Annotated in this window: 12 protein-coding genes; 6 read left to right on the top strand and 6 right to left on the bottom strand. The window is 44.2% G+C overall.

Annotated features, from left to right (window positions below; translation table 11 throughout):
• Window positions 1-91 precede the first annotated feature (91 nt).
• The 3 genes from K365_RS0119335 to K365_RS0119325 all read right to left on the bottom strand — a co-directional run bounded on the left by K365_RS0119335 (window position 92) and on the right by K365_RS0119325 (window position 3,393).
• A complete protein-coding gene (locus K365_RS0119335; protein WP_024335905.1) occupies window positions 92-982 on the bottom strand; it encodes a LysR family transcriptional regulator in 891 nt (296 codons plus the stop codon).
• A 365-nt stretch (window positions 983-1,347) separates the two neighbouring features.
• Window positions 1,348-2,169 carry an ExeA family protein gene (locus K365_RS0119330; RefSeq protein ID WP_024333137.1) on the bottom strand — a complete coding sequence of 274 codons (822 nt, stop codon included), beginning with the start codon at window positions 2,167-2,169 and terminating at the stop codon, window positions 1,348-1,350.
• Between the two features lie 12 nt (window positions 2,170-2,181).
• Window positions 2,182-3,393, bottom strand: a complete 1,212-nt coding sequence (locus K365_RS0119325; RefSeq protein ID WP_024335904.1) for a helix-turn-helix domain-containing protein — start codon at window positions 3,391-3,393, stop codon at window positions 2,182-2,184.
• Between the two features lie 795 nt (window positions 3,394-4,188).
• Between K365_RS0119325 and K365_RS0119315 the strand changes: the two genes are divergently transcribed.
• From K365_RS0119315 to K365_RS0119280, 6 genes are all read left to right on the top strand, one after another.
• On the top strand, window positions 4,189-4,770 hold the full coding sequence (locus K365_RS0119315; protein ID WP_024335903.1) for a hypothetical protein: 582 nt from the start codon (window positions 4,189-4,191) through the stop codon (window positions 4,768-4,770).
• Between the two features lie 1,435 nt (window positions 4,771-6,205).
• A complete protein-coding gene (locus K365_RS0119305) occupies window positions 6,206-7,120 on the top strand; it encodes a tyrosine-type recombinase/integrase (RefSeq protein WP_024335901.1) in 915 nt (304 codons plus the stop codon).
• The gene (locus K365_RS29155) at window positions 7,107-8,090 is read left to right on the top strand and encodes a tyrosine-type recombinase/integrase (RefSeq protein WP_024334284.1); all 984 of its coding nucleotides are present in this window, start codon (window positions 7,107-7,109) and stop codon (window positions 8,088-8,090) included. Before K365_RS0119305 ends, K365_RS29155 begins: the two co-directional genes overlap by 14 nt.
• Window positions 8,081-9,100, top strand: coding sequence for a tyrosine-type recombinase/integrase (locus tag K365_RS0119295; RefSeq protein ID WP_024334521.1), 1,020 nt, complete (start codon window positions 8,081-8,083; stop codon window positions 9,098-9,100). Before K365_RS29155 ends, K365_RS0119295 begins: the two co-directional genes overlap by 10 nt.
• Window positions 9,101-9,487: 387 nt before the next feature.
• The gene (locus K365_RS0119285) at window positions 9,488-10,195 is read left to right on the top strand and encodes a hypothetical protein (RefSeq protein WP_024335900.1); all 708 of its coding nucleotides are present in this window, start codon (window positions 9,488-9,490) and stop codon (window positions 10,193-10,195) included.
• Window positions 10,196-10,502: 307 nt separating this feature from the next.
• Complete coding sequence (locus K365_RS0119280) at window positions 10,503-10,820, top strand: hypothetical protein (protein ID WP_024335899.1); 318 nt, start codon at window positions 10,503-10,505, stop codon at window positions 10,818-10,820.
• A 226-nt stretch (window positions 10,821-11,046) separates the two neighbouring features.
• Here the strand turns inward: K365_RS0119280 and istB are convergent, their stop codons facing one another.
• The 3 genes from istB to K365_RS0119255 all read right to left on the bottom strand — a co-directional run bounded on the left by istB (window position 11,047) and on the right by K365_RS0119255 (window position 14,047).
• The gene (gene istB / locus K365_RS0119275; protein ID WP_024335898.1) at window positions 11,047-11,733 is read right to left on the bottom strand and encodes an IS21-like element helper ATPase IstB; all 687 of its coding nucleotides are present in this window, start codon (window positions 11,731-11,733) and stop codon (window positions 11,047-11,049) included.
• Between the two features lie 480 nt (window positions 11,734-12,213).
• On the bottom strand, window positions 12,214-13,683 hold the full coding sequence (gene istA / locus K365_RS0119260) for an IS21 family transposase (RefSeq protein WP_024333781.1): 1,470 nt from the start codon (window positions 13,681-13,683) through the stop codon (window positions 12,214-12,216).
• The gene (locus K365_RS0119255; protein ID WP_024333782.1) at window positions 13,676-14,047 is read right to left on the bottom strand and encodes a hypothetical protein; all 372 of its coding nucleotides are present in this window, start codon (window positions 14,045-14,047) and stop codon (window positions 13,676-13,678) included. The genes istA and K365_RS0119255 overlap by 8 nt, the downstream gene beginning before the upstream one ends.
• Between the last annotated feature and the right edge of the window lie 136 nt (window positions 14,048-14,183).

Genomic DNA, 14,183 nt, shown 5'->3' with positions numbered 1-14,183 from the left:
GAATGTGGATTCCTAAGTGTTTGTGAATAAAAGTCGTTATATTTCATGGGGCTACCATAATCATCTGCCGGGATGGGTGCAAGAAAAAAACTCAGTGTCTGTTTGACCGCAGCTGCATGGCCAGGTGCATGAAATTTTCCAGGACCCCGGTGATTTTTTTGTTCTTATGCCAGACCATCAGCACAGGGGTGGTCAAATCCTTTGTCCAGTTCAACGGTACCAGTTCCCGGTTTTGAAGTTCTTTTTGTATGGAATCTTCTGGCAGAATTGTCAAGCCGATGCCTTTTTTGACACATTTTTTGATGGCTTCAACACTGGTGATTTCTATGATACAAGCCGGTTTTACCATGTGCGTGTTCAGCAGCTGCCTGAACGGAAGGCCGTATCCGCACCCTGTTTTTAAAAACAACAGTGTTTCACCATGAAGGTCTTTTGCATCGACCGTGGGCTTTCCCGCCAGGGGATGGGTGGGAAGCGCCGCCATAATCAGGGTTTCAGTAAAGATTTTTTCCGTGATCAGCCGGGGGGAACTGATGTAGTCGGAAAAAATAAAAGCCAGATCGATCGCTTCCGTCTGAAGTTCATTTTCGATATTGTTTTCCAGACAGTTGCTGATATCAAACTGAACGGCTGGATACTGTGCCAGCGTTTTTTTAATGAGGTCGGGAAAATAACAGTCAATAATTGCTTCCGGCCCTCTCACGCAAATCGTTTTCTGGGGCGTTTTTTTCCCTGTGATGTCATCAATGGCCTCCTGCTCCATGGAAAGTAGTTTATTGGCATATCCGACCATTTTTTCGCCGGCCGTGGTCAACTGCACTTTTTTCCCCATGCGTTTGAAAAAAAAGGCGCCCATTTCATCTTCCAGGGATTTGATCTGGTTTGATACCGTGGATTGCGCACAATTTAAATACCTGGCCGCCTGGTTGAAATTTAAAAAAGCCGCCACGGTTTTGAATGTCTTCAGCTTATATAAATCCATTGCCACCTATATTTTAATCGTATTTTTCGATTATACATATCATTATTTATCGTTGGACGCATCTGAAAAAATGCATTAATCCATTTAAACGCTACAAATCAGAACACCACTGATTCGACAGCACGATTAAAAAACACCAAACATCGCCTGAAAGACCACAACAAACAATGAATATCACAGTCATTCTGGGTCTGGTGTAGATTGTCGCTGTCTGATCCCAAGAATATGTCAGGTTATTTTACCTATTGGGGATATAGGTAGGGCCTGATAGTAATCAAAACAAAACTACCAGGCCCCGAGCAGACAGCAGTCTACCGCACTGAGTTATCCCTTGGCATCGGAGTCCCCTCTCGTATGCCTCTGTTTCACTCAGATATCTCTATCTGGTCACAATTGAAAATCAATTCAGCACTGATCGTTTTTTCCTGTCTGTAAAAGGCTTCGGTTAAAAGCAACGTGCCCATGTTCATGATGTGTCGTCGATTCCCTCTGCAATGGGATGATAAAATGTTTAAAGCATCCGGATCAAAAAGCGTTTCAGTTGCACCTGCATTGGATAACCTGAATTTGATAAATTCAAGACTTTCATCGTCATTCAAGGGATTCAAATTAAATTGCCCGGTGAGTCGGGTTTTTACAGAAGCCAGAATTTGCAGTGAGAGTTTTTTTTCAAAGGTTTCATCTCCCACAAGAATAAAACTTGCGGCCACGGTTTCCTTTTGAGGATTAAACATCAGGGAACAGATATCCATTAATGATTCCTTTTCCATGAGGTGGGCATCATCAATAACAAATACCGGGAACACACTGCGGTGTTCCGATGCCATGTTTGTGATCTGTTTTTGCAGGCTGATCAGCAAAGGCACGGTCCTACCATTTGTTTCCACCCCAAGAACGTCAGCAAAGGCTTTGAGCATTCCGTTGCGCTGTAATCCACCGTAATGGACCAGGGAAGGTTTATAACAGTTTGCATCGAGCTGGGATAAAACATAGTTGATTAATGTTGATTTGCCGGCACCTGAGGGCCCGGACAAAGCAAAACTTTTTCCAGAGGAGATCAACGATATGGCTGTCCTGAGAAATCGCTTGTCCTGCTCTCCCAGATAAGGGGTTTTCAGTCGGTAAGTATTTGCGAACGGATGATATTTACAATTAAAAAATTCCAGTGGAGATTGTTTATGAGTCATTTGTATGGTTTCCTATTGATTTGGATGTTCAAATCGTCTTGCATTGGCGCCAAGGTCAACGATACGTGCCTTTTTCATTTCATTGCCGTAGTAGATACAGGTTTTGTCCCAGGGCATATAATAAATGGTTACCCGGGATCCTGGCAGGTATCCGGGTACCTCATACCTGATTTTTTTGAAATGGATGGTGCAATCATTGTAAACCCTGCAACGCCGCTCCATCCTGAACAAGGCTTCAATGTCAATCGACGGCGACAAAGCACGGCATACATTTTTGCTTTGCAGTCTTTTTTGCAACGGGGAACATTCCAAAGATGAGTGCAGGGTTTCATGATATCCGGCAACCCAGGATTTGAACGCATCATTGATCTGCTTAATGGTTTTAAATTTATCACAAAGGAACTGATCCCTGACGGTCCTGAACAGCCTTTCTAATTTGCCTCTGCCTTGAGGGACAAATGGTGGGGTATGGACCAGATCAATTCCGTTCCTGGCGCAAAGGATCTTCAGGTGCCGGCTGATATATGCCGACCCATTGTCGACGTAAAAACGCTGGGGAATTCCAAATCGTCTGACCGCACCCATGAGATCATAGAGTAAAGGTTCAACCGATTCGGTCAGGTAAAATCCACCATGAACAATAAACCGGCTGCTGTCATCCAGGATGACATGGAGATAGGTTTTGTGCTTTTTATTGTCCTTGAACAATTTTGGACCATGGAGAAAATCAGCAATCCATAATTGACCGAAATGGTCAAAGGCAAAAGGCCGTACATTCCCGTTTGGATCAATGTGGGGGTCTCTTTGCAGGTTATGGGCTTTTGCAAATCTGTAAATGGCAGACCTGCTGGGTTTTCTTCCATTCCACCTGTTGGTTTTAATCAGTTCCTTGATCATCCTGGCAAGGGTCCATCTTGGGTGTTCCTCCCGCAGAGCAACCATTGCTGAAGTGATCTTATCCGGGATCTGGTGGTTACCTTTATCAGATCTGACTTTGCCCATCAGGCCTGGCAGGCCACTTTGAAGGTAGCGGTATAGCCATTTCCTGAGGGTTTCTGCACTCAATCTCATATGGGAACCGTTTGGATGGACATACCGCTGCCAGGACGCCTGGTCAAGCAGCTCTCCAGAGGGAAGGCTGTTGGCTTCCCTGTGCAGAAGAGGGCTGATAATCCCGTAACGCCATATGGCCAGTTCTAATTTCTCGTCATTTTGTTCTCTCACTTAAACCTCCTGTTTAAAAAAGTTGAACTCCAGGAGAATTGCTTAACAAACTGACTGATTTTATTATATATACGTTTTGTGTTGGTGCTTTTTTATCTGAATCTTTCCGGGTAAAAAGTCCAGGAAAAATCTCTGACAAATGATGCCCAGGATCTGCCGGAAGATAAGCATGGGGACATTCGATTGCCATGTCCTTGCTTGAACCAGTCACGGATTATCAACGCTTTTTTTATCCACCGCTGTGTTCGCGGCCAATTGCCGCCGGTGTGCCGGACAATATCTGCGATATTGTTTCCTTGTTCGTACATATCAAGAACATACATCAACATGCACAGAGAGATCCTGAGTATTGGCAATAGCGCATGGGGAAGAATTGAAAAGGTTTTACATGGGCATTGATCATTGTCACAGCGAAAACGCTGGATATTTATCAGCTCATCATCAAATAGATATCGCCTGTAAAACCCCCATTTTATATACGTATGACGGTTCCCGCAGTGGGGACAGCAAGCAAGTGCAATGCAGTTTTTTCTTGTAATTTCTGATAAAACAGTTATCAATAGATTCCATGATCGGGGCATGTGTCCTCCTGTTTAATTGTTAAACTTTGCAAAGGAGGGTATAACACATGCCCCCCCCTCTTATCCCCCCCAAAAGGGGGGAGGAGGATAAAAGGCATACAGCGGTTCCTGCTGTCCATGAAAAAGCTTCCGTCGTAATCTCAAAATATTGCACCTGAAAAATTTCATTTAGGCATACATGCGTGGGATTTTAGGCTGGATTTTTGGGATATTATTGTGCCTCTCTACACTGGCCGGCACAGTCATCGGACTGGTCCGGGCCCTGCCGCAGCTTGTCAGGCTGTTGCGCTCAAGACAGGCCTTAGGGGTTTCCGTTGACACGGCCTTGACCAGTGCCATCGTCAGTTTCGGCTGGGCCGCATACGGGGTTTTGACGAACCAGCCCTATGTGACCCTGGCCACGGGCGCATCCGCCGCTGTATTTTTTGTGATCACGATATCTGCCTTGAAATTCGGGCGCACCATCAAAGAATTTCGGATTGCCCCGGTCTGGTTTGTTGCGCTGTGTGTTGCGTTTCTGATCAAGGGACAGGCGGGTCTTGGCATTATCTTGCCCATCAGTATTCTGGTGTCCAACATTCCTCAGATATGCGTGGCAGCCAGGGAAGAAGACCTGACGGACCTGTCTTTTGGGACATGGGTGCTGTCCATGTCGGACGGGTTGGTGTGGGGATTGTATTCCGTGATTGAGCAGGATTATTCCATCATGGTTTTTGCATTGTTTCAGCTGATGACAAGCGGAGCGATCGTTTTTTTGAAATTTTTGAACCAGAAGAAACGTCACGCCGAGGTCTGAAAAATGCCATGACCGCCAGCAGCCGCGACCGTGATACCAGTTAGGGCACTTCAGGTATCACTATGGGTGATAAGGAATGAATCGGATCATCAGGTCCCTGTTTACGCCTTTTGCCACAAGTAGCAAAAGGCGTAAACAGCGATTTATGGAAGGGTTTTGCCATCCAGAAAATGGCGAAAAAGCACGGTTGGCCTGAATCTCTCGTTTAATTACAGCCGTTGGTAAATGCAAATGATTTTGACCGGTTCAAGGCACTTTCCCTGCTGATCACTGGTGAATCCCCGTGACCGGAACAGGTCTGTTGCAACATAATTGCAAATTGCTTGTGCTTTGGCAGACTTCGTGATATCGAAACAATGGTTGAGTTTTTATGGAGTTAAAACTTGTTGCAATTATGCAGCGGGTTTGATTATGTTGTGAGATTTTATTCCGTTTAATTCAAAAAAGATTATCAAATCTTTCTTTTTATTCGTATAATTCAAGGTCAACATCATAGAAAAGCCTGGAGCGCCAACTCCAGGCTTTGATTGCGAACTTCCGCCGATAGCCGGAAAGCCCACACAAACTATTTTCTTTCTACACCATCTTCCGTCTGTCTGCAAGACCGGAGGATGTCTTGAATTGAATTTAATCGTAATTACATGTCGTTGGTGTGATTTTCCCTTTTATTTTTGTCGAGCGTGCTGGAGAGGCCACGCATACTGTAGCGATTTTTGCCGTAAAGCCGGGAACCTCAAGAATAGAAGAGAAGCCCAGAGAAGATATCGGCAGACGGATAAAGGAAAAAAGCAACACCGGGAAGCAGAAAACCGTCGCCGATACCGTCAAATTGCCTCCAATTCAAAAAAGATGGATGATACCCCTTCAACACAGCTGCCGGCCTGGTGTACGACAATAATAATGTGGACCCGGCATCTTTTTTTTGGCCTTCAAATCAAACCATATTGCAGATCTTGCGGTGTTTTGGGTCAACCTGTCACAAAATTCCCCAGGCGGGGGTATGGGTAATTGATCAACCGGGGGGGGTGCGGCATGATAAAAAAGCAAATCCTAAACGATTCAAGGGTGCGGTGTATCAAAGGAGGGTTCAGTTTTATTCCCCATCGGTTTCTTACAGGTGGTTTCTGGCAGGCATTGAGCCCTGATGAGCTTTTGTTGTACTTTTTTCTGGTCATGGCCGGTGACCGAAACGGGCTGAGTTTTTACAGCTATGATAAAATATGTGCCTTGCTTCAAATGTCATTGAACCAATACATTAAGGCCCGGGACGGACTGCTGAAAAAGGATTTGATTGCCTTTGACGGCACAATTTATCAAGTACTTTCATTACCGGCTAAATCCATACCGGTCCGTGCAAAAAAGCCACCTTCCTGCAAAACCAGTCAAACGGAATCGGTTGGAAAAATTCTGAACAAATTGCTCATGGAGACGAACCATGGCTGAGCTGACACCCAAAAAGCCTGTTGATTTTGATATGGATCAAATATGCCGGGAATATCTGGATTATTTTTTAAAAATTCACCAAAGCGGCCCGACACAGATTGACTCTATAACAATGGTCATTAAAGCCTTTGGAACCTATCTGCAAAAATCAGGGATAGAACTGATCCGCATCAACATAGAACATGTAGATGAATTTTTGGCGATGTTCAATGCATCGTATGCAAAAGCCACCCAGCGCCTTTACCGATCTTTTTTGAGGTGTTTTTTACGCTATCTGTATAACGAACGTAATTTGATCAGGCGAAATCTGGCCGACCTTTTGATCAGTCCGCCAATGTATGCCAGAGCCAAGCCACCGCAATTCTTAAGACCCGGTGAAGTTCGTCAGCTGTTTAATCGTTTACCCCGCACCACGGCTTGTGAACTCCGTACGTATGCCCAGGTTCACCTGGCTTATTATCTTGGATTACGCCCCATTGAAATCAGTCGGATCACTCTGGATGACATCTCTTTTAGAAAAGGCTTACTGGAATTGAAAAACAGGAAGAACAACCGTCCCCTTCAACTGCCGATTCCCGAGGATACACTAAAGGCAATAACCGCCTATATCGTTGGAGGCCGTCCCAAAAGCCACGATAGGTCTGTTTTTTTAATTTTCTGGCCGGAACCCAAGCCCATGAGCGCCAATCTAACCGGATTTTATTTGACAAAGGCCCTGCGGGATGCAGGGCTTCCAGGCACAGCTTATTGGCTGCGGCATACCTTTGCACAAAACATGCTGGAAGCAGGTGCTGGCATTTTTGAAATCAAAGAAATGATGGGACATGAAAGTATCGAATCAACGAACAATTATTTAAGTGTCCACGTAGCATTGATGCGGAGGATATTGTTTGATGAAACCGTTTGAAAGTTTTTTGAACAATGAACTGGAAAACTTTATTGTCTATCGAAAAGGGCTGGGTTACAAGGAAAAGTTAATCAGATCCCGACTTGTGATCTTTGATAAATATGTAAAAAAACAGGCCGACCCCTCAAGTGTTTGGAACCCTGATTTTTATTTGGCCTTCAGAAAAGAAGTTGGAGAAGAACCGTCTACTGTAAACATCACCCTGTCTGCTGTTCGATGCTTTTTTGAGTATCTGAAGCGGAAGGACCCTCTTCTCAACAATCCGTTAAAGGACGTTCCCAACCTTCAACGGCGGCCGTTTGTCCCTTTTGTCTTTTCACCGGAACAGGTTGATATGTTACTGGATGTGATTTGCGGGCGGATCAGGCGGCACACACAAAGGGTTTTTCTAAAAGATTTCAGTGAATATCTGGTGATACTGCTTCTGGCTCGCTGCGGACTGAGGATCAGCGAACCCCTGCGTTTGAAGCTGGCGGATTATCGGCCGGATGAAAAAACAATTTATATTGAGAAAACCAAATTCAGTAAAGACCGTTTGATCCCGATACCCCTATCTGTTGCAAGACAAATTGACAATTACCTGTCTTGCCGTGCTGCTCTGATTGAACATGATATCAATCCCTACCTGTTTATAGGAGGCCTGCAAAAGAGGCTTGGAGACCAGCGTATTCGTGTTGTCTTCCACAGTGCCGTGCAGCAAATCGGCATCGACAGCCCCAGGAAAGTCATTGGCGATACCACTTTTGGAAAACCTACTCCGCACAGTCTCCGGCATTCTTTTGCCATCTACACGCTGAAGTCTGCCATTGCCCGGAAACAGACTTCCCAGAATGTGCTGCCGGTACTTGCCGCTTATATGGGTCATGTGAAATATCAATACACGATGGAATATCTGAGAGTGGTGGATGCGGAAAGCAGGACACGTCTTCTCAATTTTGCCGATATCCTGAGAAAAAAATCATGCGACTGACCAGTTGTATAATTAAATTTTTCGATCAATACCTGCCTCAGATCAAAGGATGCAGCCCCAATACGATAAAAAGCTACCGGGATACTTTTTCTTTGTTTTTACCATTTGCCGCCCGGTATCACAGAATAAAAACAGGGTCTCTGGAATTTGAGCATCTGACAACGGATTTGATTTTAAGTTTTCTCAACCAGCTGGAATCCGATCGTTCCAACACTGCCAAGACACGAAATCAGCGGCTGGGTGTCTTGAAGTCCTTTGCCAAAATGATCCGTTTCATCTCTCCTGAATTACAGAAGCAGGCGGATGCGATCCTTGCCATACCCCAGAAACGCAGCCAGCGAAAGTTGATCGGATTTTTGTATCCCCAGGAAATCAACAAAATCTTCACTGCGGTCAAGCTTGAGAAGAAAGACGGGTTCCGGAATTATACCCTTTTACATCTCTTGTATGATACCGGAGCCAGGGCAACAGAAATCGCCACACTTCAGCTGGATTATTTTGATTACGAAAACAAAATCCTGGCTGTCCTCGGCAAGGGGAACAGATACCGGCAGATTGAACTGCTTCCGAAAACGACCGAACTCGTTCATCAGTACATTGCAGAATACCGCAGCCGTCCCTCGCCTGTTTTTAAAAAGAGTTTGTTCATCAACCAAAGAGGATCTGCACTGACACGCCATGGTATCAACCGCATCTGCAAGCGGTGCCTTGAACAGGCTTTACCTTCCAAACGGCTGTCTCTCATGCATCCTGTTCATAGCTTCCGGCACTCATGCGCCGTCCGGATGGTATCGGAAGGCAAACCCCTGTCTGAAATCAAAAATCGTCTGGGACATGCCAATGTTCAATCTACAATGGTCTATCTGCAACTGGACCTGAATCAGAAGAGACAAATACAGGAAGATTTTATCCACTTCACACGGCAGCAACTTAAATCCGATCCCAAAATAGATGAACTGATCCAATGGGAAAACAAACAAAATGTCCTTGAATGGCTGGACAGCCTTTGAGAATACTCAAGGGTGGTCGAAGGCACCCTGAAGTAGGGGCAGGAGTCAATTGTTATGTTGCATATTTTTTTACAAAGTTGTAGTATCCTTGACAACTTGTTGTATTTAATGGGGATATTTATTTGCATGCCCAATATTGGAAAACGCCCGGTTATCAAAGCTCAGGGGCAACTCGCAACATAATTGCAATAAACTTGAGTTTTGACGATTGGAACAATTGCAGATCTGGCTTTGTTTGCACTATTTCTCAAATTGAAAGGAGTCAGATATAAGGGTGGTAAATAGTTCTGCACTTTTCCATATTAGCATGATATAAAGTTAGATAATTTTTCGTGAAGGGTATGCTGATCCACACATGAATTTGTTAGCGCATATAAGGTTCTAAACATGTCAATTAACTTAGATAAAAGGAAGATTGAGCCTCGAAAAATGTCATTTAAATCTTTGGAGGACATTATCAATCGTGACTTAGATGATTTTGACGAGTACTCATTTTTACTTGAAACTGTGTTTGAACAAAAACAATCCAAATTATCAAAAAAAATTGATCGTGAGATAAATACTGATAGAGAATATGATGAACAAGAAATCATTGAATTTTATCTCGATGACTTAAATCAAGTTGGTGCTGTGTTCCCTTCATTCTTTAGGAAATCCCTTCTTATTTCATTATACTCGTTACTTGAAAATGAATTAAAGAAACTATGTGAAAAAATAGAATTTTCGTTAATAGAAGAACAAAAATACAAAGAAGGTAACGGAAATTACGTCAATAACGCAAAGCTTTATATTAACTCAGCTTGTCAAATTAATTCTGCTTTTTTAGGTGAAACATGGGATATAATTGATAAATATAGACGTACACGAAATATTTTGATCCATGATGGTGGTCGTGTTTATCATGATTCGGATAAATACAAAAAAATCGAAGTATTCATTAGTACCGAGTCTGAAACGAAGTATATTGAAGTTACTAACTCAGGATATATGTTTTTTGAAAAAGAGTTTGTTGACCTTTTTATGGCTACAATAAAAAACTTATTCAAAGAATTATTCCTGGAAATAAACAGAAAAAGCGAATTGTTTCAGAGCTAATAAAAAAATACACTCGGACATCATAAATCTGCTCCCTCCGATCGTTCCTCGCTTCGCAGCTTCATGACACCGTTTTTTTTTAACGTTCAGACAAAATCAATCTGTTCTCTATCCATGAACCTATTGTGCTGTGAAACAAAATTTGACAACACGGAACATTAGAGCGTATCGATAGAAAGTGCTGTTATAGGGTTTTTCAAATTGGGTAGGCCCATAGAAAATGAAATAAGTCAAAAACAAAAAGGGGGGTCAGAATCAAAAATAAATCAATCGCTATCCTACTACAAGAAACAATGAAGGAGTCATCATGGGGCTATTAAATAGATTATTTAAAAATATGCCAAATAAAATGGAAAGAGAACTAAGACAAGAAGGCCTTGAATTAAGAAAAAAACATAATGAGGATTGTTTAAAAAAGATTCAAGAATTATATCCTAATAAAAACATAACTGAACTGATGAAAATGGCTGAACAAATGACCCAAGAATATGAACAGATGATGGGTTATCAAAATCCTAATAACTACAATGACTACTGGGAAAAGGCAGCAGCTTTGGAACACTATGAGAAAACAGGAGATACAACAAAATATATATATGTTCAAAATAAGTCTATCACAAAATAAATACGATCATAAATTGACCACTTGAGGAATTATAACTAATTATGTTTGGAATTTATCGAAAAGCCAAGATGATGCAGGCAATAGAATCATGCCAAAAACTAATTAAAGAATTGAGTGACAATCCTGTTTGTCAGCGCCGGTGTGAAAATGTCATCAGATGACCGGTTTGAAAATGTATAGTAAAAATAGGCCGGCCAGGCAGAATTGCTGGCCGACCCTTTCCCGTTTATTCTTTCGCTGTTTTCCTCATTCTATAGCTGTCACCCTCGATTACAACCGCTTCTGTATGGTGTAGAAGGCGATCCAGTAAAGCGGAGGTCAGCGTACTGTCATTGTTGAAGATTTCCGGCCACTCCTTGAACACCCGGTTTGTGGTGATCACAATGGCTCCCCGTTCATATCTTTCACTGATGATCTGGAACAACAGATCGGCACCGTTTTTATCAATGGGCAAGTACCCCAGTTCGTCCATGATCAGCAAAGAAGGCTTGAGATACGTTTTCAGCTCCTGTTTCAAACGCCCCGTATGCTGGGCGGCGATCAGATTGTTCACCGCATCAATAGCTGAGGCAAACAGGACCGTATGATTTTTCAGGCAGGCCTGATAACCAAGAGCGGTGGCAATATGGCTTTTTCCCACGCCCACGGAACCGATAAGGACGATGTTGCTTTTTTCCTCGATACACTTGAGGCGGAACAGATTCTTTACCTGGGCCTGGTTGATCTTTTTCGGCCAGGACCAGTCAAACTGATCCATGGTTTTGATGACCGGGAACCGTGCCTGTTTGATCCGACGCTGGATAGACCGGTCCCGGCGCAGGTTGGACTCCTGTTCCACCAGTTCCGATAAGTATTGAATATGGTGTAGATTGTCACTTTCGCATCCCAACAAAATGTCACAATCTTTTGCCAAAATCAGGCCTTTTTTCAGAAAATTTGAGAATGGACCTTATACATTTTTTAGTGGGATTTGTGAGGTGCAGAAGCGCGCTAAAAAACAGATGGTAACATGCTGATTTGTAGAGGAAAAATGTTCTCACGCTTTTTTACCAAATCCCACTTTACAATTTCATCATTTTTTTTAGGCCATGTATATTGAGAATCCCCCCCTCTTATCCCCCCCGAAAGGGGGGAGGAGGATAAAGGCATGCAGCGGTTCCTGCTGTTTGGTTTCAACCTGCTCAAATTCATCAATTAATCTTATCATTTTCCCATACCTTGCTTTTTTTCACTTAGGCACTCCAAATTGGGATTTTTGACCGGATTTTTGGGATATTAATGTAACACTTTACAATATGGTCCCACTGGTTGCGGGCTGCCGTTTTTCCCATGACTTCATAGTTTTCACGGATAAAGGGCAGTTTCAGATATGACAGAAAATCAGTGATATCTTTCATTTGTCACCCCCTAAATCGTAAATGGACAGATCCGGTTGCTGGATGGTTAAATCCAGAAGGTCGCTGTTCCGGGTCAGGTGAAGCGCACCCGGTTCTTCCACCTGCCGGGACCGCTGCTCCAGAAGGTTGGCGATATAATCGCAGGAAAAGGCTTTAAAATGAAGGGCATCATCGATAGCCCGTTTTACCTGTTCTGAAGAGTAAATTTCGGACAGGGCAACGATCTGGCGGATATGGTGGAACGGATTCATCCGGCGCTGTTCCATCTGCCGGTAGTACTCCTGAGATTTGTCAGACAGACTTAAGAAACGCATGAATATCTTCTGATCCCTGGCTTTTCTCCGTTGAGCCAGAAGCACCTTGGGATGATCCGGATGTTCATAATCGCAGCGGCGGTCATAGCTCCTGACATGCCGGGCCACCAGCTTGTTGTCGTGGTAAAAACACAACCGGTCGGGATACAGTTTTACTGTCAGCCTGACTCCGGCCAGCTGGGCCGGCACACTGTATCGATTGGTATCGATGGTCACCCTGAACTGACGGTTCGCCCGGGCCTGACTGACCGTACCAATATCATACGGTTCCACCGGCAGCGGTTGAAGACTTACTTTTTCTTCTGTGAACATATCCACAGGTCTTTGGCCGGTTTCTCCGTGGTTCCGGACATTGGCCACCGTATCAAGCCAGTGCCGAACAAGCGGTTTCATGATTTTAAAATCAGAGATATCCAAACCATTGAGCAGGTTCTTTTTGACATATCCGACGGCATTTTCAACAATGCCTTTTTCATTGCCTTTTCCCACATTACAGGGAACAATTTTAAACCCGTAATGGTTGGCAAAGTCCATATACCGGGGATTGAAGACCGGTTCCTTGCCGATGCCTCTTTTCAGTACCGCTGATTTGAGATTGTCCACCATGATCTTCTGAGGCACACAGCCAAAAAAATGAAAGGCATTCTGATGGCATCCCAAAAAGTGCTCCATGGTCTGGGACACGGTGAATTCCACATACATCATGCGGCTGTGGCACAACACCATGACAAAAAAACTCAACCTTCTGCTGGTGGACCCCACCCGCACATTGCCAAAGCTGCCCCAGTCCACCTGGGCGCACTCGCCGGGAGCAAACACCAGTTTTAGATACGGCGTTACCCGGGGCGGCCGGATTTTACGCACATAATCGTTCACAATGGTGATGCCGCCGTCAAAACCATTCTCCTGTATGCGCTGGAACACCTGTCTTCCAGTATAAGAATGCTTTTCAAGCATCCGTACGATATCGTTTTTAAAAGGGTCCAGTTTGCTGGCTTTTCTGGCCGATCGTCTGGGCAGATACTGTTTTTCATTGGCCCACCGGGCAACTGTCCGGTGATCCAGCGCAAGTTCCTCGGCAATCTGACTGTAATTGAGTCCATCCCGGGTAAATAAGGTCCTGATCCGGACATAGGTTTCATAATCAATCATTTGCACCTCCCAGGATGTCTTTCAGGCTCATCATTGACCTTGAACGGTTGTCTCGGCATCTCGGTTCAAGGGACAATACCTGATAAACCGGTTTCTGCCATGCAATCAGGCTTTTTCTGATCAGGCCGGACCTTGCCTGATCCAGGGTGGCCTGATCCATGCTCAGATTTTTCATGAGAGCCGGGTCGCCGTAATAGCTTAACCCCTTGTCATCGGCCACACATACCAGGAACAGGTATAAAGCCGCCTGGCTGTGGTTCAGATTTTCAATATGCCGGTCCCTGACCAGCCGGTGATCGACCCAGCTGAAGCTTTTGGGCACCTTGCGGATACGCTGTTTTAAAATCGGGGATTTGACAATCACGTGCTCCTCCTTTTTTTCGGGGTTTCAGACATAAAATGTCCTGCCCGGATTGTTGCATGGCAAGAAGGGTGTCGGCGATGTCATCTTGTAACGGTGATCCGATGAAATTGGAGATTAATCCTATGATAACAGGTGG

The sequence above is a fragment of the Desulfotignum balticum DSM 7044 genome (assembly GCF_000421285.1).
Classification (GTDB): Bacteria; Desulfobacterota; Desulfobacteria; order Desulfobacterales; family Desulfobacteraceae; genus Desulfotignum; species Desulfotignum balticum.
Note: the sequence above shows the minus strand (reverse complement) of the source record. Positions and strands in the feature narration are given on the sequence as shown.